This window comes from Acinetobacter sp. WA-87, from assembly GCF_039938935.1.
GTDB classification, from domain to species: Bacteria; Pseudomonadota; Gammaproteobacteria; order Pseudomonadales; family Moraxellaceae; genus Acinetobacter; species Acinetobacter seifertii.
This window is the reverse complement of record NZ_JBDUVF010000003.1, coordinates 326,978-353,760: the sequence shown is the minus strand read 5'-3', so window position 1 is coordinate 353,760 and position 26,783 is coordinate 326,978. Positions and strand designations below refer to the sequence as shown.

Sequence of the window (26,783 nt, the reverse complement as noted above, 5' to 3'; positions counted from 1 at the left end):
GCTATTTTATTAAGCAGTTTAGTTCACTTAATTATTATAAAATCTTAAAAAATTAACTGACTTTTTTAGATAAAGCGCATAATATTTTTCAAGTAATAAAAAATTTAAATATCCCTAGTCACGCCCCCTATCATTTAGAAAAAAACCGTGAATTATTTGACTCAAATATTTAATCGTTTTAAAGCGAATTCAATTTTAATTTACTGTCTGCAAATTTTAATTGTACTTACAGGCACAACTTTAGGTTTACTGTGGTTGAGCCATAACGAGCTCATCGTTCCTGTAACCTTAGGTGCGATTGCCGCTGCACTTACCGATTTTGACGATCGCTTAAGTCTCCGTTTACGTAATCTGCTCTATGTTTGCATACTCTTTTTTACTGTCAGCACTATTCTTGGTTTTTTAGCACCTTATAAACTTTTATTTATTTTATATCTTTCAATTTCAAGTGCTGGTTTAATTTTATTGGGAGCCTTAGGCCAGCGCTATGCCACCATTTCTTTTGGTACGATTTTACTCTCGATTTACAGCATGTTTGGTTTAGGAGAATATGCTCACTGGTACCAACAGCCTACTTATTTTGTCTATGGCGCACTGTGGTACGGCCTAACATCTATTTTATTTTTTCTTTTAAAACCAACACTTCCTTTACAAGATAAGCTTTCGCAAATTTTTGAAGAAATATCTGCCTTACTTCAAGCTAAAGCACGCTTGTTCGATCCTGATAATAAAGAAAATGTTGAACAGCTTTTATTTGAATTATCACTACAAAATACGCAAGTCGCGCAAAGTCTTAACCAAATACGTAGTTCCCTGCTAACTCGTCTTAAGGCATCACGAGTCAGTAATAAAAGTATTTACTGGTTAAACCTGTACTTTTTTGCCCGCGATATACATGAGCAGGCCACCTCTAACTATCTACACTATGAACATATTCAACAAAATTTTAGCCGTAGCGATCTCATTTTCCGTTTTCAGAAAAATCTCCGTTTACAAGCTCAAGCTTGCCATGATTTAGCACAATGTATTTTGCATAACCAGCAATATCAGTCTTCTCAAGAAGGACAAATTGTTTTAAACCATTTGGAAGGTTCTTTAAAAGACTGGATACAACAGCATCCACAAAATTTTGAAGTTAAAAACTTAAAGCTGATTTTTAATAATTTAAAAGGCATGCATGAACAGTTTGAACAACTTCAATATGCTCAACCGTTTAATGAAACGCTCAGTCAAAACAAGCAAGATCATCTCAATTTACTTGATGATGATATTCAAGATTTTTCTGACCTTGTTTTAAAAATTCGCCAGCAACTGACTCCACAATCGGCTCTGTTTAGACATGCAATACGAATTGCCGTTGTGTTTGCAGCAGGTTACGTCATTTCACTGCTACCTTTCGCCCAGCACGGTTACTGGATTTTGCTCACCAGTTTATTTGTTTGCCAAATTACTTACTTTGCAACGAAAAGCCGTTTAAAACTCAGAACAATTGGAACCTTACTTGGCGTTTTATTGGGTATTCCTATTTTGTATTTTGTCCCAAGTATTGAAGGTCAGCTCATTCTTACCATTATTTGTGGAGTTAGCTTTTTTTACTTACGCCAAAAGAAATATGCACTTGCAACACTGATGGCAACCTTGATGGTATTGCTCATTTTCAACTTAAAAGGCGCAGGTTTCAGTATTATTTTACCTCGCCTAATCGATACGTTATTAGGCTGCTTTATTGCATGGCTTGCTGTTAACTTTATATGGCCAGACTGGAACTTCCGTAATATTCCAAACAATATTAAAAAAAGTAGCCAAGCCACACTGGATTATTTCAATGTAATTGTTCAGCAATACCAACATGGTAAAAATCAGGACATTGAATATCGCAGAATTCGCCGTGCTGCGCATAACGCACAAATTGAGCTGTCGAATATGATTTCGAGCTTAAGTGCTGAGCCCAATCCCAAACCAGAGCTGATTCATTACGCCTTTCGCTATCTGGTTTATAGTCATAGCCAGTTGAGTTATGTCGCAGCATTAGGTAGCCAAAGACAAAAAATTGAGGATCAACAGGTATTACAGCTCTTACTGGATTGTCAGCAAATTCTTAACCAAAGTTTATTTGAACAAACTTCTGTTGATTTTAATTTTCTTGAGCAAACTTTGAAGCAAATTCAAAGTCTAACAACTCACGAACACTTTTCAGAAAGCTACACTCTTGTTTTAAAACAAATGAGTTTACTATTAGAAACCTTGCCTGAATTATTAACCCTTAAAGGCAAACTTTTAGAACAAGAGATTAAGTAAAATAAAAAAATACCGGAATTTATATTCCGGTATTTTTTTAATGTAAGTCTTGGGCAACTCTTTCCTGCATTTCCCGTTTTAAAGCTAAACGTGGCTGAGTAAACCACAGCGCAATAAATGCAAAAGCAGATAAGACAAAAGCCCATAAATGAAATTGAGTATAGAGATAACGCACCAGCTCAATCATTGCAAAAAAGCTCGTCATCAATAGCATTGAAACAGCGGCAGCCACAGTTCCTTTTGATACTTCAGATGACATCAGTGCAAAACGGTACAACACTGAAAAGCTAATTCCTTCACCAAAGCAAATGAGTGTCATACCCGTAAGCAAACAAGGAATTAAATAGGTTTGCCAGACAACGCCTAATATTAAAATGAGTGTACCAGTGAGCATAATCGGTAAACCAATTAGGACTGTTTTACCTAAAGCCAAACGGTCAATAATTTTAATTAAAACGATGTTACCAACAATTAAGCCTAGAAATACCGGGAATTGAGCTAAACCATATTGCACACTGGTTAGCTTGAGTTCATCAACCAAAATAATTGGTGATAACGCAATCCAAAGCATAAGCGGCATACCTACAAGCGGCAGGGCGAGTGTTAAACCAAGGAATTGCCGATTGCTAAACACTTTTTTAAAGTCATCAAAAAGATAGCTAAAAGGTTGTTTAGTTACACTCACCTTCTGACTCGGCATTTGTTTCTTTAAGCCAAACCAACTTAGCAGTGCAAGTAAAGCAATTGCCACAAAGCCCCAGTGCCAAGACACATAATCAATTAAAAATGCGCCAAGTACAGGTCCGAGCAAGGGTGCAAGCAATGAGATATTTGCCATGAGTGCCATGACTTTAATAGCATCACGCTCGGCAAAATTTTCTTGAATCGCTGCATAGCCCACTGCTGAAATTACACTTAGACCAATACCTTGTAAAAAACGTAATGTCAGAAAGTGTTCAATTTGTCTTGTTAATAAAATTAAAAAACAGCACAAGGCAAAAAATAAAACACCGGCCAAAAGAACTTTCTTACGACCTAATCGATCTGATAAAGGCCCAAGTAACCATGCAACAGATGCACCACCTAATAAATAAAATGACATTGAAGATGGTGCCCAAGTTGCACTCACACCAAAATCTTCAGTAATTGCCAACATAGCTGGCTGAATCAGGTCATTACCAATATAAACCGCAAATTCAAATAGCACTAAAGCTAAAGGAAACATCAACGTTGTACGGTTCAACGCTGTCGTTTGAATATTATTCATGAGTTGTACACTTCAAAATAGCGGCCAAAATGTCTCAGCAACTACATATTGAAATAAATAATGTAGTCATCACGATGACAGTATGGTCAGTCAATCTTTAATTAAGTTTTTATATGCCGTGAGAGTGCATGTTTAGAATGTGAAACACCGTATTCACAAGGTGTCTAAGACAAGAAAAATGTATGACGTGAGATTCGGTAATTTTTACCATTTGGCTTAATTTCCGGATGACACAATATCACTTTTTATATTGATCAGCAATCGGACAGTTTCATCCATTTAAAATTCTATATTTTGCTTAGCATCAACTCATTTTTATATTGTGAATAACCTTAAAGTTATCCACATACCTGATAGAAATTCTACTTTAAGGACAAGGATTGACTTGGAAGTCTGTTGTCTCCTGCCCTTGTTTACATTGATAACTTTGTTTTTTATTTACGATTTTCCAAATGGTCTGATCACGTTTTAATAAATATTCGGTACGTGTTTTTGATATAGCATCTTCACTAGGCACAGTTTGTAAAATAGTTACTTGTGCATTAGAAGCATCATCCAAAGCATTCATTTGTTGTGAAATACTTAAATTACTCGCATTATTTAAAAGGTTTGGTTGATCAATCAAAACTGCTTGTATCGGACTATTGGCTTGGGGTGTAGGCGGGTTTGTATTCGGTGTACATGCGCTCAGAATCAACAAATTACACACCATGAGTAAACCAATTTTTTTCATACTCAACTCCACCACAACTTCACGTTGATGCTAAAGGCTATAAACAAATTTTTCCATTCAACTTTGTAAAGTGTTTATGTTTAGAGTGAAAAATTTAATAATTGTTTAATGCATAATTCATGATTTTTAATCAATAATCTTTTTCCGATTACTGCATTTTTCTCTAAGAGTAAGTTCACTAAAGTATGCATCAATTTAGGAATTTAATTAGAGTAACTTTCATGAGCAATATTTTAGTGATTAATGGTGCCAAACAATTTGCCCATTCAAATGGTGAATTAAATGACACTCTCACGGCTTTGGCAACGGACCATCTCACTGAACTAGGCCATGATGTTCAAGTGACCCGTACAGATAGCGACTACAATGCAGAAGCCGAAGTAGAAAAATTCTTATGGGCAGATGTCGTAATTTACCAGATGCCTGGTTGGTGGATGGGTGCACCGTGGACGGTAAAAAAATATATTGATGATGTATTTACGACAGGCCACGGCTCACTATATGCAAATGACGGTCGTAGCCGCTCTGATGCTTCAAAAAAATATGGTTCAGGTGGCTTAATTCATGACAAGAAATATATGCTATCACTCACTTGGAATGCACCTATGGAAGCATTTGATGATGCTGATCAGTTCTTCCACGGTGTGGGCGTAGATGGTGTTTATTTACCGTTTCATAAAGCCAATCAATTTTTAGGTATGAGCACGCTTCCAACTTTCATTGTAAACGACGTAATTAAAATGCCTGAAGTTGATCGTTACGTTGAAGAATATAAAGCACACTTAAACACTGTATTTGCAGCAGCTTAATCAGGAGAAAACCATGCTTACCATTATTGCAGAAATTCGTACTCAATCAGGTGGACAACATCGCCAAAACGTATTGGATACTTTTCAAAAAATCATTCCAACTGTTTTAGCAGAAGATGGTTGCCATGGTTATGAACCTTTAATTGATCACAAATCAAATGCAAGTTTCCAGACTCAAGAGCCTGACACGATTGTTATGCTAGAAAAATGGGAAAGTGTGGCTCATCTTGAAGCTCATTTAGCTACACCTCATATGCAAGCGCATCATGCAGCCGTTAAAGACGATGTCGTTGATGTCAAAATTAGAATTTTAGAAAGCGGCATATAATTTAACCCATAAAAAAAGACGATATATTTATCGTCTTTTTATTTTTAAGAACAAAGTTGGGTTTGGAACCCTCTAGAACCTTTCCCTCGTGCACATTGGTAGCTTGTTTGCTTATTTTGCAATTGCCACTTTTCATCGACCAATTTAAATGAATATTCTGTTCGAATTGCTGAAACAGAATCATCCATTAAACCTGTTTGAATGACTGTAATACGAGAAACTGTTGGAGACTCTACTCGGTTAAATACTTGCTGAATTGAGGTATTGTTATGCTCTTTTACAATCTCAGGTTGAGCTTTAAGAACTTGTTGCATCGGGGTTTCCGAACCTACAAAAGGAATCAACTTACTGGTCGTCGCACACCCAGTGAAAAGTCCAACACAAAGTGCTGAAATTAAAAATAAACGTTGCATTCTTATCACCAAAAACAAAAGCCATAGCTTTATGATGCTATGGCTTTGTCGGTTACTCTGTAGAAACTATGTAGTTCTACAAAATAGATCTATTTAAAGATCAAATAATTTACCTATTTTAGGCTATTGGACTATATAGCGGTTTTGCTCTTAGTCTCTTACCCTTGCTTAATCATATTCTGATGGGATAGCAAACTTGTAAATACTAATAGTGAGTAGCATAAATACCAGTTTGTAAAATAACTTTTAGACTAAATTAATAAGTCTATAAAATGTTTTTCACTTTCCTAAAATAGTATTTAAAATTTTAGAGAATAAATGTACCTCTCCAGAACCTTGAATATCTACATTTTGTTTGATTAAAAAAGCTCTTGCCTCATTGTCTACAATATAGGGATAAAACTTTGCATTTTGAAATGATGGTTTTAATTTTTGATAAATTTTATCTGACTCATCACTAAAATAAATACTTGGATAACCAACTTTTTCAACATCACCTCTTTCATTGACTAATAACTCTATCGTAAGCATTCTATCTTTCGAATCCAATTCAGCAGAACTAAATTGTGGAATATGAGGACCAACACGGTATTCAGGTGTATTTAATAGCCTTTTTCGAATAGATTTATTACCAAAATCAATATAGTTATATTGTTCCCAATTACAATCAGAATTTCTTTTTTTATCTTCTCCAATAAGTGAGCCATCCTTTGCTCGTACAGTCATTGTCATCACACCAGAATTTACTTTACTAAAAATATTTTCATTTAATACGCGACAATACATCATAAATAAAATATTAGACAACGGATCAACATATTTGCTTGAGGGATTTTCCAATGCTGTATTTGATTGAGCTTTCAATAGAATCACATTAAAATTTATGTCTAGGATACCAGCACGACTCATCGTTATTTTAAAAGCATTAGGGTTAAGGTCTAGCTCTCTTTCACCTTTTCTATTTTTTAATTTTTCATTTATTTTAGATTTATTTATTATTTTATAATTTTCATCTAGAATTCCTTCTTTAACTAAAATTAAATCTAATTCTGACGGTTTAATATTTATCTCGCCTTTATCCGCCCATAACACTTGAAATTGTGTAACAGCCAATAAACATAAAATAATTTTTTTTAACACTCTATTTTCCTTAATCAAAAAATTTTTAATATAATGACAATTAATATTATTTTAATAAAAAAGCGCATCTTTCGATACGCTTTTAACAGAAATTCTTTTATTCAATCAAGTATTAAAGATCAAATAATTTACCTGGGTTCATCAGACCATTTGGGTCAAATACTTTTTTCAATGCCTTCATATATTCAATTTCTTCAGGTGAACGTGAATATTCTAAATATGGCTTTTTCGTCATACCTACGCCATGCTCAGCAGAAATTGAACCATCGTATTTTTTAACGGTATCAAACACGTATTTATTCACAACCTGACATTTTGCAAAGAACTCATCTTTGGTTAAGTTTTCAGGTTTTAAAATATTTAAGTGCAAGTTACCGTCACCGATATGACCAAACCAGCAAATTTCAAAATCAGGATAGTTCTCTTGAACAATTGCATCAATCTCACGAATAAATGCAGGTACATGAGTAATTAATACTGAAATATCATTTTTGTATGGGATAAATGGTGCGATTGATTCAGAAATATCTTCGCGTAAACGCCATAAGCTTTCTACTTGGTCAAGGCTCTGGCTCATTACGCCATCAAGCACCCAACCCTGTTCCATACAATGCTCGAAAATTTCCATTGCTTTATCAAGTATCGGCTCATATGGTGCTTCAAACTCAAGCAATACATAGAACGGGCATTGAGTTTCAAATGGACGTTGTACATGTCCGTGGTCTAAAACTTTTTGCATTGCAAGCTCACCAAAGAACTCAAATGCTGTTAAGTCGATATCTTTTTGGAACGCATGTAATACAGGCATTACTGCATCAAAATCAGGAACACCTAACACTAAAACTTGTAAGTTTTGTGGTTGACGCTCAAGTTTAATTTCTGCTTCAGTCACTAAACCTAAAGTACCTTCACCACCAATAAACAAATGCTGTAATGCATAACCAGTGGCATTTTTAACCATGCCTTTGTTTAAACGTAAAATATCGCCTTTACCCGTAACTACCGTTAAACCAAGTACCCAGTTACGTGTCATGCCGTATTTAATGACTTTAATACCACCAGCGTTAGTACCAATATTACCGCCAATCTGGCTAGAACCTGCTGATGCAAAGTCCACTGGGTAATACATGCCTTGTTCTTCTGCATAGTTTTGCAATTGTTCAGTCACAACACCAGCTTGCACTCGAACCATACGGTCTGCTGGGAAGAATTCAAGAATCTGGTTCATTTTGTCCATGCTAATGACAATTTCACCATTGGTTGCTACTGCACCGGCAGAGAGACCAGTACGACCACCAGATGGTGTAATCGCAACATTAAACTGGTTCGCAAGCTTCACAACAGCTTGAACTTGTTCAGTGGTCGATGGGAAAACGATGACCGATGGGTTCGGATTAAAATGCTTGGTATGATCTTTACCCCAGTTTTCGAGACTATCAGCATCAGTTTTAATACGGTTTTCACCGACGATTGCTGTTAATTGGGTAAGTAACTCAGGTGTTAAAGCGACTGGAGCATTCATCGTTTGCAGACCTAGCAAGAAGTAAACTATGGTGGGACTATGACTTCATATTTTCAGGGTTCTCACCTGAGCAAAGCCATAATGTTCAAGGAACGTCTATATTCTACATGTAACCACACAAGCGATAAAGTTCAGAATAGAGATACTGTCACTACAAAACATGTTTAACGCGAATAAATGCTTTTTTATAAAGCTTTTAGAGAAAAACAACTTTAAATAATATTCCAAGCATATTTTAAAATGTTCGACAAGCCATAAACGGAAGTGATTAGACATAGATAAAATTGCCATAAGGCAATGGTATAAACGAAATATCTATAGCGCTGCCCAGTATGTTATTATACCGCCACCAAATTTGGCCTTTGTAGCGGAGCCGTAATGAGCCAACATCTTTCACTACCTAAAGATAAAATCCGTTTCCTTTTGTTAGAAGGCGTTCACCAAAACGCAGTCGACACTTTAAACGCTGCGGGTTACACCAATATTGACTATCGTAAAACTGCTCTTGAAGGCGAAGCGCTTAAAGAAGCAATTAAAGATGCTCACTTTATTGGTATTCGTTCGCGTACCCAATTGACTGAAGAAGTTTTTGAAGCTGCAAATAAATTGATCGCAGTAGGTTGTTTCTGTATCGGAACAAACCAAGTTGATCTTAAAGCAGCAATGGCACGTGGTATTCCTGTATTCAACGCACCGTATTCAAATACGCGTTCGGTTGCAGAGCTTGTACTTGCTGAAACAATTCTTCTTCTTCGCCGTGTTCCTGAAAAATCGGCGGCTTGTCATCGTGGTGGTTGGGACAAGTCTGCTGTTGGTTCTTTTGAAACTCGTGGCAAAACTTTAGGTATTGTGGGTTACGGTTCCATTGGTTCTCAACTTTCAGTTCTTGCTGAAAGCATGGGTATGCATGTGATTTATTATGATGCAGTCACTAAGTTACCAATGGGTAATGCTCGCCAAGTTGGTTCTTTAGATGAACTTTTAGCAACTGCAGATGTTGTAACGTTGCATGTACCAGATGTTCCGTCTACACGTAACTTCTTCACTAAAGAACAATTTGCGAAAATGAAAGAAGGCGCGATCTTCTTAAATGCTGCACGTGGTACATGTGTAGTCATTGAAGATTTAGCTGATGCGATCAAATCTGGCCATATTGCTGGTGCAGCAGTTGACGTGTTCCCTAAAGAACCAAAAGCAAATGGTGAAGAATTCCAATCTCCACTTCGCGGCTTGGACAACGTGATTTTAACGCCTCACGTTGGTGGTTCAACGATGGAAGCGCAAGCAAACATCGGTTTAGAAGTTGCTGAGAAATTTGTTGCTTACTCTGATAAAGGTATGACACTTTCTGCAGTAAATTTCCCAGAAATCGCGTTACCATTAACTGCTGGCCAACACCGTTTACTACACATCCACAAAAACGTACCGGGTGTATTGTCTAAAATCAACAACTTGTTTGCTGAACAAGGCATCAACATTTCTGGTCAATCACTTATGACTAAAGGTGACATCGGTTACCTTGTTATGGATGTTGACGCTTCTGCTTCTCACGAAGCTTTAGATATGTTGCATGAAGTTGAAGGTACAATTCGCGTGCGCGTATTGTTCTAATACGAACTGTAAATGCAAAAGCCACAGCAATGTCTGTGGCTTTTTTATAGGTATTTACATTATCATGTGAAAAGTATACCAATCGATCTAATAATAAAATGTCAATTTCAAGCCAGAAAACTCAGCTACACGCTTTGGGCTTTCTTATTCTTGCCATGTTAAGCGTTCAAAGTAGCGCATCCTTGGCTAAAGTCCTATTTCAAAACTTTCCCGTACTTACTGTTTCCGCAATGCGATTATGTATTGGAGCATGTATTCTGGCTTTCATTTTTAAGATCTGGCGAATTAATTTTAGTCAGGTTCGATGGAAAGCAATTTTAAGCTATGGCTGTGCCCTTGCTGGTATGAATGCACTTTTTTATCTGTCTATTGAACGCCTACCAATTGGTATTGCGGTTGCTTTTGAATTTATTGGGCCATTAAGCGTGGCTTTATATCATGCACGACAAAAATACGATTTTGTTTGGGTAAGTTTTGCGATTGTTGGGCTTATTTTATTATTCCCTTTTAATCAAGCACATGGTCTAGACTGGATTGGAGTTTTGTTTGCAATGAGTGCAGGTGCTTGTTGGGCACTCTATATTATTGCAGGACAAAAACCTTCTGGTATTTCAGGTAATCATACTGTGTGTTTAGGAATGTCTGTGGGTGCATGCATCTTATTACCCATTACCTTTTTTTCAAGCTCGATTGGTCAAGTGATAGAACTGCCTTATCTATTTTATTTTATTGGCTTAGCAATCTTAGCCAGTGCACTTCCCTTTTCCTTAGAAATGCTTGCATTACGCAATTTGACACCATTAAGTTTCGGAACACTGATGAGCTTAGAACCCGCAGTCGCAGCATTGTCTGGTTTCATATTCTTAGGTGAGTATTTGTTATGGAATCAATGGCTAGCTCTCGCAACCATTATTATCGCTTCTGTCGGCTGCACCATAACCACCCAAAAAGCCCGTCAGGAACGCGAAAAAATCGCAGTTTAGTTGGTTAAGAAGTGCCAGCTAAAATGCAATGTTGGCTATAATTGATCGCTATTAATTTTAAGTATCAAATGAAGCACTAAGGTATTTCCATGCAAAATCTTCCATTTATTGCTGTGCTATATATGATTTTGTCGATGGTTTCATATCAAATCAGCGCCTCATTTGCCAAGCAACTTATTGCAGCTTTAGATCCTCTGACAGTTACTATTTTAAGATTAAGTTTTGCGACTATTATTGTTGCTATCATGTTCCGTTCGTGGAAAATCTGGTCTCGTTTACCCTATCTAAAATGGCGCGATTTATTAATGTATTGCGCATCTTTAGGGCTAATGAATATTTTATTTTATACGTCTTTAGGAAAACTACCTCAGGGGATCGCGGTAGGCTTAGAATTTATTGGACCATTAGGTCTTGCTCTACTTTCGATTAAGCGAAAGAGTGACTACATTTGGGTAGCATTTGCTATGTTAGGCATTGCGCTCATGGTGCCATGGCAAGACCCAACACAACACCACTTTTCCTATGTCGGTGCTGCTTGTGCACTGGGTGCAGGTCTATGTTGGGCCTTCTATATTTATTTTGGTCAAAAGGTCGTGACCCAAAATATAGGAATGCACGCCTTAACAATTGCGATCGCGATATCTGCGCTTGCCTTATTACCAATTGGTATTTGGTATAATGGCCCAGCATTACTTGAAACACAGTATTGGGGCAAAGCCTTACTTATTGCGGTTTTAGCGACTGCTATTCCATATGCACTCGACTTAATGGCCCTCAAACAACTTAATAAATTAACTTACGGCACCCTAACAAGTTTGGCACCCGCATTAGCAGCATTAACGGGCTTCTTATTACTTCATGAAGAAATCAGTATGCTGCAATGGGTGGCTTTAGCTTGCGTAATGCTCGCTTCAATTGGGGTTACTCTAAGAAGTACTAAAACAGCATCATAGATATAATCCTACTACTGTTTTTTATACTTCTTATATTCCTTTAAATATTGATTACCAAGTTTTTCTTTTTCACTATCTTTAAGAATTTTTCCAGCTTGCTGAAAAAATCTATGTTCCTCTTCTTTTAAATGATGATGAACTTTTTCACTCAACTGTTTCGCAGTTGCCAACCAGCTTGGGCTACTCATATCCGTTTTTTCAAGTTGCTCAACTAACTCATCCATTTCATGATGTTCAGATAAAGCATGTCGGGTAATATCTAAACCGACATCATCAAACATTAAAGGAATATATAAGTAACGGTCTTCGGCAACCGAATGGGCATAAAGTTCATTTTTTAATGCATCAAATAATTCTTTTCGTTCTTCGGTTAAACCATGTGTTTGGACTAATTTTTCAGAAAGGTTGCGTTGATTTTCATGGCTTTCTCTTAATGCTTCGAAAATATTCATTCTCTTCCTCATTTTTAGCTAAAAAATCTTTTTTATTTCAATGCTTACATACGTTGAAATTTATATGGTTTCCGTAGCTTAAAATAAGACTATTTTTTACACAGTTTTCTTTCTAGTAAATTTCTGTAATGATTTTTATATTTCTAATTTCAAATGATACATAAAAGTATGAACTGCTGTTTTAAAATCAGTTCATACTTTTCATACTATTTTAGCCAGTCACAAACATCTGATAACCCAAACGGCAAATTAAGATACTGACCAAAACTAAAAAGATAATACGCACAAAACCGCTACCGTATTTGAGTGCAGTCCGCACTCCAACAATAGAACCTAATACGTTGGCTGCCGCCATCATTAAACCAATATGCAAAATAGCGTGACCCGTAGGAATAAAAAAACTCAACGCTGCAAGATTGGTCATGAAATTACCAATTTTCGACAATGCCGAGGCATGCAAAAAATCGACTTGTAAAAAACGGATAAAGAAAAAGATAAAGAAACTACCGGTACCTGGTCCAAAAATACCGTCATAAAAACCGATTGCCAAACTACCAATACCCGCTAGAACAAGCATTTTCGTAGTGATTTTCTGCTCGGTATGAACTTGTCCAAAGTTCTTTTTAAGTAAAGTATAAATCGCAATTACAATCAGCATTACAAACACAAATGGACGTAAAACCGATTGGGGAATAAGTGATAAACAGGCTGCTCCAGCAAATGAGCTAATGAGAGCACAAACCGCAATCACGGCAAGAAGCTTCCATTGCAGTTTCACTCGTTTTGCAAATGTATAAGCCGCCGATGCAGTACCAAAAATCGATGAAACTTTATTAGTACCAATCACCGTTGCAGTCTGCATGGTCGGGAAAGTGCTCATAATACCGGGAATCTGGATGAGTCCGCCGCCACCCACAGCAGCATCAATCGCTCCCGCAGTAAACGCAAAAAAGATCAAACTAAGGATAACATCCCATTCCATGCCCATGCTTTATACTCTACATCTACTACAAATTTAAGATACGCTTAGGTACCAACCGCTTTTTATCAGTAATTTCGGCTAACCCTAAACAGCGCTCACCCGAAAAAACCAAAACTTCTGCTTCCGCAGAATAATCAATATTGCTTTCTAAACCGTTGCAAAAATATTTTTCACGTCCCTCAGGAACTTGAATTTTCAAGAAATGGTCAACTGGTGCATAAACTGGTAATAACAATGCTTCTCTTTGCTCTTCGTTTAAACTTTCCAAATATTCAATGGTATAACTTGGGATCAACTCAAAATGTCCTGTTTGAGTCCGATTCAGCATTGTTAAATGCCCGCCACAGCCAAGTGCTTCACCAATATCTTCACCGAGTACACGGATGTATGTACCTTTAGAACAGGTTACATCGAGAGTGATACTATTTTCGGTAAACTCGACTAAATCTAGCGCATAAATCGTAACCGGACGCGCTTCACGTTCAATTTCAATACCTTTTCGGGCAAGTTCATATAAAGGTCTACCTTCTTTTTTCAAGGCAGAATACATTGGAGGAACTTGCTGAATATCGCCTCTGAATTTTTCTAGAGTTTGCTCAATAAGCTCTTCTGTAAGAACAGGAACAGGACGCTCTTGTAAAATATCGCCCTCTACATCACCGGTTGTTGTTGTTTGCCCCAAACGAACAGTGGTTTGGTATCGCTTTGTAGAATCCAGTAAATAATGTGAAAATTTAGTTGCCTCCCCTAAACAAACGGGAAGTAAACCTGTTGCTAATGGATCTAACGCACCAGTATGCCCTGCTTTTTGGGCACGGTATAACCAACGTACTTTTTGCAAAGCGGCGTTTGAACTTAGGCCTAATGGTTTGTTTAAAAGAAATACACCACTGATATGGCGACGAGAAATTTTTTGATTTTTTGTCGTCATTTTTACTGGGACACAAAGCTAGAGAAAAGTGCCGACATGTTAGCAAATTCGGCAAGATATTTTCAGAATATTTAGGTGCGTTTTCACTTATTTTATGGCACATTATTAATCGAGTAAAAAAACAACAAATTAAAACTTAAGGAAGATATCTTTATGCAAAGGATGCAGAAAAAGATATTGTGGTGTGTGCTTGGATTTTTTATTTTAAGCCTCATTGCATGTGTATATTGGCTGAGCCCAGACTCAAAAAGCGCCTCACATCAGTTTAATAAAGAGGAGCCAAAAAACTTAGCAGGCACTTCTCAAACCTCTTTAAATTCATCGTTAAATCAAAATGTTTATTCAAGCAAAAGTCAGCAAGATACCCAAGTGAATTGCCAGCTAAAAGTTGATAGCAACCAACATTTAGTTGTGAATAGTCAGACACGCGACTGCTTTGAATATTTTATTACGCAGTATGGCGAAGGGAATTTACAACAAGTTAAAAATCATTTTGAGAAATTTATACAAGATCAGTATTTAGAACCAACTCGCTCACAAATAATTGATTTATGGAATCGTTATTTAAAATACCGTGAAGAACTTGCACACATTCAAACACCTCAATCTAAACAACAAGATCAAAGTTATTTTCAAAAAATTTTTAATTCAATTCAAGATATCAGAAAGCGCTTCTTTTCAGCCTCCGAAATTGAAGGCCTCTTTTCAACAGAAGACGTTTATCAGAACTACACATTAGATCGTATGAAAATTCTGGAAGACTCATCTTTAAGTGAAATTGAAAAGGCTCAAAAGCTCAAAGAACGCTTTGAACAACTACCAGCAGATTGGCAACAAAACCTGCAAGAGCTATCAAAACTTGATGATTTACATACCCTGACCAAACAAATTAAAGCCCGTAATGGCTCAGCAGAGGAACTGCGACAAATGCGTACAGCACTTGTTGGAGCTGAGGCAACACAAAGATTAGAAACTTTAGATACACAGCGTAATGCTTGGCAACAGCGAGTTACAGGCTACCTAAATCAACGTGATGAAGTGCTGAATAGTAGTATGAGTGATAGCGCAAAAAATCAAGCGATTCAACAACTACGCCAACAACAATTTAGCTCTTCACAGGAACAACTTCGTCTTCAAACTTTTGAAAAAGTCCATGACAAAGGAGGTGAATTACCATTTAGCTACTAGGCTTTTCTATTCCAAAGTTAGCCAAATCTTAATCCAGCAGCAAAAATAAAGCTGCTGCTCATACAAAATAAAAATAGTGAGTAAAAAATGAAAAGGAACTTAATATTTTTCTGTGCAGCAATACTCTCAGGACTGAGTGTTTCAGCAACCCACGCTACAAATGCAGAGCAAGTAAAAGGCTCATTTGTCTACTCAAATTATGCCCAAACTAAATATCCATTGGTTTTTAACCATGGTATGGCTGGTTTTAGCAGAGTTGGGACAGATACACTTGGCCTGGACTATTGGTATCAGATTCTTCCTGACCTTGCTCGTAATGGAGGAAATGTATGGGCAACAAGGGTTTCACCGTTTAACTCAACCGAAGTTCGCGGAGAACAACTTGCCCAACAAGTAGAAGAAATTATTGCCATTACCGGGAAACCTAAAGTCAACTTGATTGGACATAGCCATGGGGGACCAACAATTCGCTATGTCGCTGGCATCATGCCAGAAAAAGTTGCCTCACTTACTACGATTGGAGCACCTAACAAAGGATCTCCAATGGCAGATGTCATATTGAACGTTGAGGGTACTCCTCTGTCAAAACTGGCAACACTAGTAAATTGGTTTTCAGCAGCAATTACTTGGGCAGAGGGTCTCGATCCAACAAGTTATCCGCATGATTCATTAGCAGGTGCTCACAGCTTATCTACTCAAGGTTCTGCACAGTTTAATGCTCAATTCCCTATGGGTATGCCTACAACTTCTTGCGGCGAGGGTGCTTATCAAGAGAAAGGTATTTATATGTATTCATTCTCAGGGAATAAAGCGCTGACCAATCCATTAGATCCTTTTGATATTGCATTAACTGGTAGCAGTTTAGTTGTCGATCCATTAGGAGATAATGACGGTTTAGTTTCTAGATGTAGTGCCAAATTTGGTAAAACTATTCGTGATGACTACAACTGGAACCATTTAGATGAAGTAAACCAAGTGCTTGGTATACGCTCTATTTTTGCGGCCGATCCTGTCTCGGTTTACCGTCAACATGCCAACCGTTTAAAACTACAAGGACTATAATTTTTAAACAAAAAAAATGCGCCTCTGGGCGCATTTTTTACTCGGTATAAGCTTACGCTTTACGAGCTGGTAATTTTTCACGAATACGTGCAGCTTTACCAGACAAGTCACGGAGGTAGTAAAGTTTAGCACGACGAACGTCACCACGACGTTTCACTTCGATTTTAGCAACAACTGGTGAGTGAGTTTGGAATACACGCTCAACACCAACACCGCTAGAAATTTTACGTACTGTGAACGCAGAGTTCAAACCACGGTTTTTCTTAGCGATTACAACACCTTCAAATGCTTGAAGACGTTCACGATCACCCTCTTTTACTTTTACTTGGACAATAACAGTGTCACCTGGTGCAAAAGCAGGGATATCAGATTTTAACTGTGCATTTTCAACAGCTTGAACTAAAGGATGTTTACCACTCATTGTGGGAATCTCCAATATGTGCGGAGTCAGAAGAGGTCTGAGATTCCGCTGGGGATAGAGGCTAAAGCGCATATCAACCCGTTTATCTTTCCCTTTACGACAATATGTCTATAAAGAGCCTTTAAATATACATAAAACTATTCATGAAATAGACTTATGCTTTAACTCGAAGCAATGCTTCTCGTCCTGTTTTAGAACTTTCGTTCCTGAGAACAGCAATTAAAAATTACCACCATTCTCTTTTATATCTTTTAGCCATTTTTTTTGTTGCTTAGTCAACTCAAATTTTTCAGCCAACTCTGGTCGGCGCTCTAAAGTTCGTTGATATCGCTGCAAAAATCGCCATTTTCCAATATTAGCATGGTGCCCTGACTTTAAAATTTCAGGAACATCCAAACCTTCAAAATGGTCTGGCTTAGTGTATTGAGGACAATCTAAAAGACCATCTACAAAAGAATCCTGTATCGCTGATTGCTCATCTGACATTACATTCGGCAAACGGCGAATAATACTATCAAGCAACACCATGGCAGGTAGTTCACCACCAGATAAAACATAATCTCCAATTGACCATTCCTGATCAACATAATGCTGGATCAAACGCTCATCGACACCTTCATAACGTCCACACAATACAATCAAGCCGTCATAATCGACAAACTTCTGTACTGCCTGTTCATTTAAAGTTTTGCCTTGTGGAGACATATACACCACAGGTACATGAACACACCCTGCTTGCGAAGCAAGTTGTTTGGCATGGTTAATTGCTTTTGCTAAAGGCTCAGCCATCATCACCATACCGGGACCACCACCAAATGGACGTTCATCCACTCTTCGGTAACTCCCTTCAGCAAAATCACGTGGATTAATACAAGTTACTTGTACAATGTCACGCTTTGCTGCGCGTCCGCTAATCCCGTACGCTGTAATCGCTTCAAACATTTCAGGAAAAAGCGTAATGACTGCAAAAAACACCGCAGACTCCTCTATTTTCCTGCTGCGTTAATCCTTAAAGAAGGATTAATAATCTACGCCCCAATTGACGTAAATGCGACCAGCTTCAAGATCAACGCGTTGCACCACATCTTTATGCCAAGGAATCATGCGTTCTTCTGAATCAATGCTGTCTGGTGTAGCGCGTACAACCATCACATCATTAGCTCCAGTTTCAAATAACTCATGAATTTGCCCTAAGTTAACTTCCTGTTCATCATCATCAAGCCCTAACACTGTTAAGCCTTTTAAATCTGACCAGTAATACTCATCTACATCTGCTTTTGGCAGTTGAGACTTAGCAATCCAGATATTAGCGCCAACCAAGTTTTCTGCTCCAGTGCGATCACTCACACCTTTCAAAGCAACTACTAGGCCTTTGCCATGTGGTTTCCAACGTTTTACATCTATTGTTTGCCAACCTGCCTTGGTCTCAATGTACCAAGGCAGGTAGTCAAACATGTTGCTCATAGGTTCTGTATTGGAATACACCCAGAGCCACCCATTCAATCCATAAGCTGAACGTAACTGTCCAATCTGAATACGATCTTCGGGAACATTCTGTGTTGGTGTCATGGGCTACCTACTACAATAATTATGCAGTAGCTTTTTTAGCTTGAGCAGCTAAAGAAGCAACACGTTCTGAAGGTTGAGCACCTTGAGAAACCCAGTGAGCAAAACGGTCTGCATCTAAACGAAGTTTTTCTGCTTGACCTTGTGCAGTCGGGTTAAAGAAACCGATACGCTCGATGAAACGACCATCACGTGCATTGCGGCTATCAGTCACAACGATTTGATAGAATGGACGTTTTTTTGCGCCGCCACGTGCTAAACGAATAACAACCATGATAAAAGCCTTATAATTCTTACGGATTATCCCTGCGCCGACCATCGGCAACACTTCAAACCCCTTTCATAGAGGGCGACATTCTACGTGATTTTCGCCCTGAAAGAAAGATTAAATTTTGAGTTATCCGCAGTTTTGAATTTAAATTATTCTGTCCAACTTGATGAAGCCGATAGTGCACAATCTGTAGCACCTTTTGCCCAAAATTTTTGCCCTTGATCATTTAAGCAAATAATTCCATCACCCGCTTGTGAACTATTAGAGATTGGTGTTGCCGTAAGCACCCATGTCGAATCATTTAAAGTAGCAAAAGCTAAAGTATATAAGGCTTTCCCCTGAAGAGGACTCACATTAGAACCATACATTGATTGTATAGTTGCATCTGAGGGGTAACGTTCATTTACTATTTTTTGAGACTCTAAAGTTTGTGCAATATTCATCAGTTCAGATTGAACAGCTGTACGATTCACCTTACGTAAATATTGTAAGTACGAAGGAATAGCTATGGCTGCTAAAATTGCAATTATCACTACTACAATCATGAGTTCTATTAAGGTAAAACCATTCTTCACTACCAACTCTCACTATTTGTTTCACATGTATTACATGTAGTCGTTCCACCACAATCATTATCAACAGCAGTAGATGTTAAGCTCTGGCAACGTAAACCTGAATTTTTAGCAATAAAATTAAGATTTCTAGAATCTGTTGTAGTCGCTCTAATCACCCATGTCTGCCCATTTGCAGCAGAACTCGTTAATAAATTACCTGAAGCTGTGTCGTCAGTAATCTGAATCGTATAACTACCCCGTGGTAACGTTACAGATGTAGTCGCAAATCCCCTATAGGTAAAATTTTTTGATTTATGTCGTTCTAATTGCTCTACCAATTTTAGAATTTCACTTTTGGTAGCAGAAGCAGTCGCTCTACGGGAATAACTTTGATATGAAGGGATAGCAATTGAAGTAAAAATAGCGACAATCACTATGACAACCATGAGTTCAATCAAGGAAACACCTTGATTGAACCGTAAAATAAAATATTTATTCATAAGTCATGCCTTAGCGATAACGCTCATACCAGCGCGTAGGAACTAAATGACTTGTACACTGCCACTCGCCCGTTCCACTCTCGTTTCCAGACAGTTGTAATTTCCCACAACTATTAGTCACTGGAGGCTCATCTATTTTTGGAACAAATGCTATGCCACGAATACCTGAACCAATTACGTTTTCATTACATTCTGAGGCTCCCACTGGGCAATTACTGCCAGTTTTTGTTTGAATTCCACTTTTATTCTCTTTATTTTGATCAACTGATCCATCAGAATTAAGACAGGCGCCAAATGGTAAACAGTAAGTCTGCCTATCTGTTTCACCTACTACACGAGGTAAACATGGGTCTGCCGCTACAATACCAGTTCCTTGTGGGTCATAAACAGGCACAATTAAAGTCCCTGTAACTGCCATAGGTTCTTCAAATGCTTTTAGTCCACCTTTAATGCGGAAACTACCATTGGCTTTCTCTGTACCATCACTCTTACTAGACAATGAGCGATACCAACCTCCTTGCCCTACGCCAGTATCAGGAAAGAAAATCTTAGCCACACTTGTTTCACCTGTTCTCAGAATTTGTGGATTTTTTCTTAAGCCTGTCCGTGTAATATCTTTTGTTTCAAGTTGGTTATCAGTTAAAGACATTAGATCCTTTTTAATAAAGTCTTTATCGATAATTCCATACACATTGTTTACAGGTCTTGCACTTAATGCTGTGCTAGGTGACATCTTCTCACGCCCTGTAAGCGGATAAACATCTAACGGTGTACTACGATCACCTGAGGCAATACCTACAGTGATAAAAGTATTGCTGCCATAATCATGTATAGTGACTGTAGGCGGCTCATAAAAACGTGGTGCATTTCCACCTGTGTAATCATTTCCGCTATCATATGTTGTATCGTTTGTTGCTAGATTTGCCAATCTCACAACCCGTATGCCAAAACTACTATAAGTCGAATTAGTTTGTGTTTGATTATTATTTAGATCTACACGAAACACTTGTCCACCCAAATCGCCAAAATACAAATGATCTACTAAACCATCGCCATCTCGGTCTAAAGTACTAATACGGCTAACAATACTATGCTTCATATTAATGTTATCATTACTTGAACCTGTATCACTGGTCCACCATAAACGCTCTCCGGTTTTAGCATCTATAATATAAACAGCATTTCCTTTTGCTTTTCCATTCGTAAAGCAAGAGTTACTCAAGGTTATGTTTGGGTTTTCATAACATTGATCATAGCCACCACCAACAATCATGACCCTTTTAATAACCCCGTTATAACGAATATTTGCAAGTACGGGCTTAGACCAACTCTGCCCCATACGATTATAATTCGTTTGATCTGCCCCTACTCTAAAAAGTAGTTTTGGTGAAGTAGGGCTTAATACATTCAAGCCATAATAACTACTCCCCCCCATTCGCATACCACCATAAATATTCATTTGCTTTGCAGTCACTTTCGAAACCGCATCACTACCACTTCCTGAAGTAGTAATACTGTATGCAGGATCGGATACCCAAGCTCCATCCATACCCTGAGCAGGTGCTGTAGCATCAGTTTGACCAACCACTAAAGCTTTTGATGCGATAGGATCACTTAATATATCAGCAGGAACAAAAGCCATTTGTTCCACACCAGTTGAAGCATTTACAATATGTAAACCACCCTCCATCGTTCCATAGAGAATAGATTGTTCACGTGCAGATGTTAAATTACCATTTCCATCTAATGTTCCACTATAAGTAAGCTGTACTGGTAAAGAGTGAATACTCCCACCCATCGATAAATACGGTTCATTCGATGTAATCAAAGAAGAAGGTAAAGTCGCTGCACCAATGTCAGTTGAGTAACCTAGATAATTCAATATTTTTAATTTTAAGCTAATTGGAAAAGCTTTTAGAATATCTTGTCCAGTCGATGGATCAAATTTACCTAAAACATAACTTGCTGTATTTGCCGGTGTGTCAAAAGGGTTTGTATTTACAGCAGGTGCAGCAGGAATTTTCAGTAGATTCGTATTTGTAGTTGATATTTTAGTTAGACTTCCATCTGTTGCAACAGCAGAAACATCTGTAAAAAAGTTGCGTATTTTATTTTGTGCTGCATAGTAGTATTTAGTGATATTCCCCGTCTCATTCACTACTTCCGATTGTCCTGCAATTGGTAAAGGAACATTCGAATATGAACCACCCAAAAAGACTTTACCCCCATCGTTGTAATTCGATGTATTCCAATAATCTTTAGTTCCAGTTCTAAATGCCCCACTTGCGTTATAGACCAATCCACCAGAATTTGCCTCAAAAGCACCAGCAGTTGTGCCCGATAAAACCACATGATATTTTTTTAAGTTACCTCTCCATGTTAAATAAGCATTTGCTGGATCAGGCTCAAAAGCACGTAAGTATCCATATTCCTGTAAATTTTTAGGATTTAGTGCATCATAAGGTACGGAAATCGCACCAGTAGTAAGCGGTTCTAACGGAACCTTGCCTAAGTTACTAATAAATGCAATAACGCTATTCGTTACACCTTGTGCACTTTGGGTGGGGAAAAAACCTCCATTTCCATAACCAGGGGGAGCGACTGCATTTGTGGTCTGATTCGGCGAACATTTATCATCACTTTTACGATCAGATTGGGTTCTCGAACTTAAACGACAGGCATTTTGTACATCAGAAGAACTTAAACTAGAAAAGTCACTACCAAAACCAACAAATGCTGTTTGAATAGAAACTCCAGCCGGGTTTTTTGTTTTATCAAATAATCTTTTTGCAAACTCCCCCATACAAGCCCAACCAGAGTCTGCTGTAGTGTTAGACAAACCTCCAGAGCAATTAAAATCTACTCCCAAAGTACTCCCTAAAGCGTTCGACATTACACTTGCCGAACGTGTATCTGTTGTTTTATTCGGCTCACCATCTGATAAAAAGTAAATACCCTGCCCATCACAACTCTGACGATCGGCCACCGCAGGCAAAGGAGAGTTATATTGACTTTGATCCGTATTTTTAGATCCACTAATAGATTTATTGAATCCGCTATCTAAATTATTAATTGTTATTAAACCTGTTTTTTTATAACAGGTGCCTGATAACGATTGCCACCCAATATTTGCAGTACATGACGTTTGTTGCAATCCTGTTATTACAGGGGGATTACTTAAAGATGAACTATCCCAACTATTACATGTTGTTCCTTCTGTATTCCATTCTGTACAAGCATTATAATTCGTTATTACTCGACCTCGTCGGTCATATGTTACATATGAAAAATATATGGGTGCATCTATCAAATTAATATTTTTTAAAGTCGTTGTACCCATCAAATAAGCAGCAGCTTCCGCATACGCATGTGCTGAAGGCGTATACCCACCAGCAGTTAAACTGGCTACAGCTTGTTTTAATTTATAACGCTGAGAACCTACAGTGTTTAAAGTACTCGCATCCCCCAAAGGAGCAGCAGCCACCAAAATTTGTCCAGTTCGACTATCACCATCTGCAGAAAAATTTCCCAACCCGACACGTGTATCATTTAAAATAGGATTGTCACTGGCTAAAAAAGCATTCATACCATTTTTAAGCATGCCTAATCGGTCTTCACCATAAGTATTGTTAGTCATACTTCCTGATGTATCCAACATCATTACAATGGTTTTTTTACCAGCTGTAGGGGATGCATAAATTTGTAAATCACTTGCATGCACAACAGAACTTGTTACTAACCATGTAAAAGTAACCGAAGTCGAACAGATGGCATACCATAAATTATTTGGCTTAAAATTTTTCAATTCTAGTTTCACGATATTCCCCGTTATGAACCTGGTGCCGTAATTTGAGTTAGTTTATTGGTATAATTAAATTCTTGAACTTGCGTGCTATAAGGCACGTTATGATTTGCCAAACACTGTGCCAAGGTTTGTTTCGCCGTTAATGCGGTATCAAAATTGTCACTAATTCTTGCTGAACTTGTGCTTAAGCAATCAGCTTGTAAGTTTGCTATAGAGTTAGATGCGTACGCTGGTAAAAAGGCAGTGGTAATAACCCGAATACGTTGAGTAGAAAGCATACTTTTAGGTAATTGTGTACCTTCAGATACATTTGTCCCTCGAGGTAAATTTGAACCCGGAACATCATTAAGGGCATCGGTTGGGATACTGACAGCAACTTGAGTGACTACCGCTTGGCGGCTACTCCCATAATCACTTGTTAAATCACAAAAACCTACCACTCCGCCGTCTTCAACCTGAGCATTATCAGCACTTCCTGCACGAAGCAAACTTGCTCCGCGAGTTTGAGCAAAATTTACAGATGTAGAAGTTGGCTTATAACAAAAATTATATTCTGCACCAGGGTTACTTTCATTTGCTTTCAGTGCTGCACCAATCACATTGGTAATATTAGTCAATGTGGTTGGGTTCATCTGTACAATAAGCTCCAAAGGAGTATCTGAAGATTGAAAGTTTAATTGACCAACTTGGCTATTAGTAGCCACTTTTAAAGAAACAATAGCTACTCTTATTGCTAAAACACCTACAGAAATAATGACTAATAAAATGATAAGTACAATAATAAGTGTGGCACCTTTTTCTTTAGATCCACCTTTAATATTCTTATAATTTAAATTGGTCATAGTGTTTCCCCCATTGCATTGCGTAGAGCAATCGTTATGTTATACGCACGACGTAAGAAACGAGTTGTATTATCAGAGGCATGTACGGTTTGATCTAACATAAGAAAAGACTTCGCTGGGTCTATTGCTTTGTTTTTGGCATTATTAGTTGAGCGCGCTAAGACTGATATTTGTATTGAAAGAATTCGTGGTGGCATCACAGGTGGTGTAGTATCTCGAGCAGCCTGTGCAGCAGCACGGTATTGAGGAATCGTATAATAAGCAAAATTTCCAGCTGCATTTTTTGCACCAAACAGCACATGAAAATGATCTATACGGGGCAATATAATTTGACCCGCATCCCCCAAACCAGTAATAGTGGTAGGTTGAGCTGTGGCAACAGTGGAGGGAGTATTTGCATCACATGCAAGTGCATAATCTTGCTGGGAATTACCATTACTGTCCAAACGTAAAAAATAACGTTCTACAACAAGATCACCCGCTAAAACATTTACGCCTTCACAGTTTGTCATATTAGAAGGAGCAATGAATTGAATAGTAAGCTGATCACTTTGCACAGCAGCATTTGAACTATTCTGTATATTTGAAAGACCTTTCCAGTGATTACTCACTGTACTCACAGTATCTCCTGCGCCACGACTTAGCAGTGTGTCCGCAATATAAGTATCTGTTCCAACTTTAGGGACAAAATTAACATTATTCTTATTGCTTGCGGTTGAGCCAGTTAACACAATCCCCCCCCAAGGAGTTGTATCATTTAATTGCGGATTAACTACATTACCAAAATTTATCAGCCGTATATCCCGTGCAATGTATTCCAAACCAAAAATACCACTATCTTGGATTTCAGCATTTGCCTTTTGTAATCTGCTCGATAAAAGCCCCCCAATAAATAACTGTATTGCAGCAGCTACTAAAATTAAGCCTAAAGCTAAAGCAACTATAAGCTCAATCAAGGTAAAACCTTGTTCTTTACGAGAAATGAAGGACTGAATCATTAATATGCCTCCATCATTAAACAAGTTGAGTTAGTTTCGTAAACACCGTTACTACTCATACAATTTGAAACATCAACACTAGTAGTCGTTCCATTTGTAGTAATCACTGGCACTGTTTTTCCCCAAAAAACAAACAGACATTGCCTCTGCTGGGCCATTGTGTTTGTAACACCTGGACAATTTGTCATTGTGATTTTCATACCCAATCTATCAGCATTTTTTGCTGCTTGATAAGCATCAAATTGGGCAAGTTGAGAAGGTGTACAAACTGCATTGAAACACAAAGTAGGAGCCGTCGTGTCAGATGAATAATTAGTATAGCTACGAACAAATGCAGGATATTGAGCAACTTGAGTACTATTTGTACGAATATTCTCTGCTAATCCCCTCGTAATCATAATAGCTTGGGATTTACTTAACGCTTCAGAAGATGCATCCATAGCTCTTAGCTGCAAAGCAACATAACCTAAAATTCCAATAGCAAGTAAAATTAAAGCAACTAAAACCTCGAGTAAGCCCACCCCAGCTTGAGCTTTTTGCTTATGGTACTGCACTAGCATGTCTCCTCAGCTTTAAAAACTAAAGCTCCAAGTTTTGTAAGTATAAAATTTTTCTTTTTATTTATTTTTGAATTACAGATAGATATAAGTGCATCCTGATTAATATTACTTACCATCCCATTTGAATTAAAAATTAAGGTCGTCGTAACTAAAGAACTTTGTGTGCTATCAGCAGCTATATTTTTTAGTGTTATAGTATTATAAGAGGTAGGTTGCCAATTTAATGAGATTGTCGTATTAGTGGCTGTTGAGTTCAAATTAACAGAAACGTTCTGACGACTAAGTACAGCTTGACTTTTCGCCTCAGTTAAGGCGTTAATTAAGTCTCTTTGATTAGTATCTAAGCGTTTACTTTCTAATAAATTTGACATTGATGGTGCAGCTATTATTGCAATAATAGCCATAACCGCAATTGTTACCATAAGCTCGACCAGAGTGAAACCTTCTTGCGGAATACTCCCCCTCATCTCCATAACCCCAAATAAACTTAAAAATTTTTATTTCTATATAAATTTTACGTTTTAGTTTTACAAAACGAATACAAACCAGATAAAGGGTATAAAAAAACAGATAACTGTCACATCACAATTATCT

Annotated in this window: 27 protein-coding genes; 8 read left to right on the top strand and 19 right to left on the bottom strand. The window is 37.7% G+C overall.

Annotated features, from left to right (window positions below):
• Positions 1–147: 147 nt before the first annotated feature.
• Positions 148–2,298: a YccS family putative transporter gene (gene yccS / locus ABFY81_RS11805; RefSeq protein ID WP_347913837.1), complete on the top strand. Its 2,151-nt coding sequence runs from the start codon at positions 148–150 to the stop codon at positions 2,296–2,298.
• A 37-nt stretch (positions 2,299–2,335) separates the two neighbouring features.
• Here yccS and ABFY81_RS11800 read toward each other — a convergent pair whose 3' ends face one another.
• Together ABFY81_RS11800 and ABFY81_RS11795 are read right to left on the bottom strand one after the other, a co-directional pair.
• Positions 2,336–3,565: an MFS transporter gene (locus ABFY81_RS11800; RefSeq protein WP_191105893.1), complete on the bottom strand. Its 1,230-nt coding sequence runs from the start codon at positions 3,563–3,565 to the stop codon at positions 2,336–2,338.
• A 367-nt stretch (positions 3,566–3,932) separates the two neighbouring features.
• Positions 3,933–4,298, bottom strand: a complete 366-nt coding sequence (locus ABFY81_RS11795) for a hypothetical protein (RefSeq protein ID WP_039250545.1) — start codon at positions 4,296–4,298, stop codon at positions 3,933–3,935.
• Between the two features lie 221 nt (positions 4,299–4,519).
• Here ABFY81_RS11795 and ABFY81_RS11790 point away from each other — a divergent pair, with 221 nt between their 5' ends.
• Positions 4,520–5,107, top strand: coding sequence for an NAD(P)H-dependent oxidoreductase (locus ABFY81_RS11790; protein ID WP_100191766.1), 588 nt, complete (start codon positions 4,520–4,522; stop codon positions 5,105–5,107).
• A gap of 13 nt (positions 5,108–5,120) precedes the next feature.
• Positions 5,121–5,435 carry a putative quinol monooxygenase gene (locus ABFY81_RS11785; protein WP_347913836.1) on the top strand — a complete coding sequence of 105 codons (315 nt, stop codon included), beginning with the start codon at positions 5,121–5,123 and terminating at the stop codon, positions 5,433–5,435.
• A gap of 44 nt (positions 5,436–5,479) precedes the next feature.
• On the opposite strand, the gene ABFY81_RS11780 is transcribed toward ABFY81_RS11785, so the two are convergent.
• The 3 genes from ABFY81_RS11780 to ABFY81_RS11770 form a co-directional block, all read right to left on the bottom strand.
• Positions 5,480–5,848: a hypothetical protein gene (locus ABFY81_RS11780; RefSeq protein WP_174744142.1), complete on the bottom strand. Its 369-nt coding sequence runs from the start codon at positions 5,846–5,848 to the stop codon at positions 5,480–5,482.
• A 279-nt stretch (positions 5,849–6,127) separates the two neighbouring features.
• On the bottom strand, positions 6,128–6,988 hold the full coding sequence (locus ABFY81_RS11775) for a hypothetical protein (RefSeq protein WP_347913835.1): 861 nt from the start codon (positions 6,986–6,988) through the stop codon (positions 6,128–6,130).
• A gap of 112 nt (positions 6,989–7,100) precedes the next feature.
• Complete coding sequence (locus tag ABFY81_RS11770; protein WP_002116692.1) at positions 7,101–8,510, bottom strand: FAD-binding oxidoreductase; 1,410 nt, start codon at positions 8,508–8,510, stop codon at positions 7,101–7,103.
• A gap of 378 nt (positions 8,511–8,888) precedes the next feature.
• Here ABFY81_RS11770 and serA point away from each other — a divergent pair, with 378 nt between their 5' ends.
• From serA to ABFY81_RS11755, 3 genes are all read left to right on the top strand, one after another.
• A complete protein-coding gene (gene serA, locus ABFY81_RS11765) occupies positions 8,889–10,121 on the top strand; it encodes a phosphoglycerate dehydrogenase (RefSeq protein ID WP_004705258.1) in 1,233 nt (410 codons plus the stop codon).
• A 98-nt stretch (positions 10,122–10,219) separates the two neighbouring features.
• Positions 10,220–11,104 (top strand): EamA family transporter, encoded by an 885-nt coding sequence (locus ABFY81_RS11760; RefSeq protein ID WP_025465172.1) that lies wholly within the window; start codon positions 10,220–10,222, stop codon positions 11,102–11,104.
• Between the two features lie 89 nt (positions 11,105–11,193).
• Positions 11,194–12,057 (top strand): EamA family transporter, encoded by an 864-nt coding sequence (locus ABFY81_RS11755; RefSeq protein WP_134262459.1) that lies wholly within the window; start codon positions 11,194–11,196, stop codon positions 12,055–12,057.
• A gap of 11 nt (positions 12,058–12,068) precedes the next feature.
• Here the strand turns inward: ABFY81_RS11755 and ABFY81_RS11750 are convergent, their stop codons facing one another.
• The 3 genes from ABFY81_RS11750 to truB all read right to left on the bottom strand — a co-directional run bounded on the left by ABFY81_RS11750 (position 12,069) and on the right by truB (position 14,422).
• Positions 12,069–12,509, bottom strand: a complete 441-nt coding sequence (locus ABFY81_RS11750) for a hemerythrin domain-containing protein (RefSeq protein ID WP_347913834.1) — start codon at positions 12,507–12,509, stop codon at positions 12,069–12,071.
• 211 nt (positions 12,510–12,720) lie between these two features.
• Entirely contained in the window at positions 12,721–13,497 is a 777-nt protein-coding gene (locus ABFY81_RS11745) for a TSUP family transporter (protein ID WP_004705250.1), read from the bottom strand.
• A 19-nt stretch (positions 13,498–13,516) separates the two neighbouring features.
• A complete protein-coding gene (gene truB / locus ABFY81_RS11740; protein ID WP_347913833.1) occupies positions 13,517–14,422 on the bottom strand; it encodes a tRNA pseudouridine(55) synthase TruB in 906 nt (301 codons plus the stop codon).
• Positions 14,423–14,575: 153 nt separating this feature from the next.
• Between truB and ABFY81_RS11735 the strand changes: the two genes are divergently transcribed.
• Both ABFY81_RS11735 and ABFY81_RS11730 read left to right on the top strand, forming a co-directional pair.
• Entirely contained in the window at positions 14,576–15,610 is a 1,035-nt protein-coding gene (locus ABFY81_RS11735) for a lipase secretion chaperone (RefSeq protein ID WP_347913832.1), read from the top strand.
• 120 nt (positions 15,611–15,730) lie between these two features.
• Complete coding sequence (locus tag ABFY81_RS11730) at positions 15,731–16,672, top strand: triacylglycerol lipase (protein ID WP_081409789.1); 942 nt, start codon at positions 15,731–15,733, stop codon at positions 16,670–16,672.
• A 52-nt stretch (positions 16,673–16,724) separates the two neighbouring features.
• Here the strand turns inward: ABFY81_RS11730 and rplS are convergent, their stop codons facing one another.
• From rplS to ABFY81_RS11675, 11 genes are all read right to left on the bottom strand, one after another.
• A complete protein-coding gene (rplS, locus tag ABFY81_RS11725) occupies positions 16,725–17,093 on the bottom strand; it encodes a 50S ribosomal protein L19 (RefSeq protein ID WP_002116654.1) in 369 nt (122 codons plus the stop codon).
• A gap of 219 nt (positions 17,094–17,312) precedes the next feature.
• Positions 17,313–18,068 carry a tRNA (guanosine(37)-N1)-methyltransferase TrmD gene (gene trmD / locus ABFY81_RS11720; protein WP_347913831.1) on the bottom strand — a complete coding sequence of 252 codons (756 nt, stop codon included), beginning with the start codon at positions 18,066–18,068 and terminating at the stop codon, positions 17,313–17,315.
• A gap of 45 nt (positions 18,069–18,113) precedes the next feature.
• Positions 18,114–18,662: a ribosome maturation factor RimM gene (gene rimM / locus ABFY81_RS11715; protein WP_347913830.1), complete on the bottom strand. Its 549-nt coding sequence runs from the start codon at positions 18,660–18,662 to the stop codon at positions 18,114–18,116.
• Between the two features lie 19 nt (positions 18,663–18,681).
• Positions 18,682–18,933: a 30S ribosomal protein S16 gene (gene rpsP, locus ABFY81_RS11710; protein ID WP_000260334.1), complete on the bottom strand. Its 252-nt coding sequence runs from the start codon at positions 18,931–18,933 to the stop codon at positions 18,682–18,684.
• Between the two features lie 146 nt (positions 18,934–19,079).
• Positions 19,080–19,505: a type IV pilin protein gene (locus ABFY81_RS11705; RefSeq protein WP_347913829.1), complete on the bottom strand. Its 426-nt coding sequence runs from the start codon at positions 19,503–19,505 to the stop codon at positions 19,080–19,082.
• The gene (locus ABFY81_RS11700; protein ID WP_068932332.1) at positions 19,505–19,984 is read right to left on the bottom strand and encodes a type IV pilin protein; all 480 of its coding nucleotides are present in this window, start codon (positions 19,982–19,984) and stop codon (positions 19,505–19,507) included. Before ABFY81_RS11700 ends, ABFY81_RS11705 begins: the two co-directional genes overlap by 1 nt.
• Positions 19,985–19,994: 10 nt before the next feature.
• Complete coding sequence (locus tag ABFY81_RS11695; RefSeq protein WP_347913828.1) at positions 19,995–23,801, bottom strand: PilC/PilY family type IV pilus protein; 3,807 nt, start codon at positions 23,799–23,801, stop codon at positions 19,995–19,997.
• Positions 23,802–23,812: 11 nt separating this feature from the next.
• Positions 23,813–24,631, bottom strand: coding sequence for a PilX N-terminal domain-containing pilus assembly protein (locus ABFY81_RS11690; RefSeq protein ID WP_068932337.1), 819 nt, complete (start codon positions 24,629–24,631; stop codon positions 23,813–23,815).
• Complete coding sequence (locus ABFY81_RS11685; protein ID WP_347913827.1) at positions 24,628–25,629, bottom strand: PilW family protein; 1,002 nt, start codon at positions 25,627–25,629, stop codon at positions 24,628–24,630. The genes ABFY81_RS11690 and ABFY81_RS11685 overlap by 4 nt, the downstream gene beginning before the upstream one ends.
• Positions 25,629–26,189 (bottom strand): type IV pilus modification protein PilV, encoded by a 561-nt coding sequence (gene pilV, locus ABFY81_RS11680; protein ID WP_081409785.1) that lies wholly within the window; start codon positions 26,187–26,189, stop codon positions 25,629–25,631. The genes ABFY81_RS11685 and pilV overlap by 1 nt, the downstream gene beginning before the upstream one ends.
• Positions 26,183–26,656, bottom strand: a complete 474-nt coding sequence (locus ABFY81_RS11675) for a GspH/FimT family pseudopilin (protein ID WP_347913826.1) — start codon at positions 26,654–26,656, stop codon at positions 26,183–26,185. Before ABFY81_RS11675 ends, pilV begins: the two co-directional genes overlap by 7 nt.
• Positions 26,657–26,783 lie beyond the last annotated feature (127 nt).

What these genes read in the sequence shown, in the direction of transcription:
- ABFY81_RS11700 (WP_068932332.1), bottom strand. Translation starts at nt 19,984, where the DNA reads ATGAATAAATATTTTATTTTACGGTTCAATCAAGGTGTTTCCTTGATT.
- ABFY81_RS11785 (WP_347913836.1), top strand. Translation starts at nt 5,121, where the DNA reads ATGCTTACCATTATTGCAGAAATTCGTACTCAATCAGGTGGACAACAT.
- ABFY81_RS11770 (WP_002116692.1), bottom strand. Translation starts at nt 8,510, where the DNA reads ATGAATGCTCCAGTCGCTTTAACACCTGAGTTACTTACCCAATTAACA.
- ABFY81_RS11790 (WP_100191766.1), top strand. Translation starts at nt 4,520, where the DNA reads ATGAGCAATATTTTAGTGATTAATGGTGCCAAACAATTTGCCCATTCA.
- ABFY81_RS11690 (WP_068932337.1), bottom strand. Translation starts at nt 24,631, where the DNA reads ATGACCAATTTAAATTATAAGAATATTAAAGGTGGATCTAAAGAAAAA.
- ABFY81_RS11685 (WP_347913827.1), bottom strand. Translation starts at nt 25,629, where the DNA reads ATGATTCAGTCCTTCATTTCTCGTAAAGAACAAGGTTTTACCTTGATT.
- ABFY81_RS11800 (WP_191105893.1), bottom strand. Translation starts at nt 3,565, where the DNA reads ATGAATAATATTCAAACGACAGCGTTGAACCGTACAACGTTGATGTTT.
- ABFY81_RS11795 (WP_039250545.1), bottom strand. Translation starts at nt 4,298, where the DNA reads ATGAAAAAAATTGGTTTACTCATGGTGTGTAATTTGTTGATTCTGAGC.
- ABFY81_RS11760 (WP_025465172.1), top strand. Translation starts at nt 10,220, where the DNA reads ATGTCAATTTCAAGCCAGAAAACTCAGCTACACGCTTTGGGCTTTCTT.
- rplS (WP_002116654.1), bottom strand. Translation starts at nt 17,093, where the DNA reads ATGAGTGGTAAACATCCTTTAGTTCAAGCTGTTGAAAATGCACAGTTA.
- rpsP (WP_000260334.1), bottom strand. Translation starts at nt 18,933, where the DNA reads ATGGTTGTTATTCGTTTAGCACGTGGCGGCGCAAAAAAACGTCCATTC.
- ABFY81_RS11675 (WP_347913826.1), bottom strand. Translation starts at nt 26,656, where the DNA reads ATGAGGGGGAGTATTCCGCAAGAAGGTTTCACTCTGGTCGAGCTTATG.
- ABFY81_RS11780 (WP_174744142.1), bottom strand. Translation starts at nt 5,848, where the DNA reads ATGCAACGTTTATTTTTAATTTCAGCACTTTGTGTTGGACTTTTCACT.
- serA (WP_004705258.1), top strand. Translation starts at nt 8,889, where the DNA reads ATGAGCCAACATCTTTCACTACCTAAAGATAAAATCCGTTTCCTTTTG.
- rimM (WP_347913830.1), bottom strand. Translation starts at nt 18,662, where the DNA reads ATGACACCAACACAGAATGTTCCCGAAGATCGTATTCAGATTGGACAG.
- truB (WP_347913833.1), bottom strand. Translation starts at nt 14,422, where the DNA reads ATGACGACAAAAAATCAAAAAATTTCTCGTCGCCATATCAGTGGTGTA.
- pilV (WP_081409785.1), bottom strand. Translation starts at nt 26,189, where the DNA reads ATGCTAGTGCAGTACCATAAGCAAAAAGCTCAAGCTGGGGTGGGCTTA.
- ABFY81_RS11750 (WP_347913834.1), bottom strand. Translation starts at nt 12,509, where the DNA reads ATGAATATTTTCGAAGCATTAAGAGAAAGCCATGAAAATCAACGCAAC.
- ABFY81_RS11755 (WP_134262459.1), top strand. Translation starts at nt 11,194, where the DNA reads ATGCAAAATCTTCCATTTATTGCTGTGCTATATATGATTTTGTCGATG.
- ABFY81_RS11735 (WP_347913832.1), top strand. Translation starts at nt 14,576, where the DNA reads ATGCAAAGGATGCAGAAAAAGATATTGTGGTGTGTGCTTGGATTTTTT.
- ABFY81_RS11745 (WP_004705250.1), bottom strand. Translation starts at nt 13,497, where the DNA reads ATGGGCATGGAATGGGATGTTATCCTTAGTTTGATCTTTTTTGCGTTT.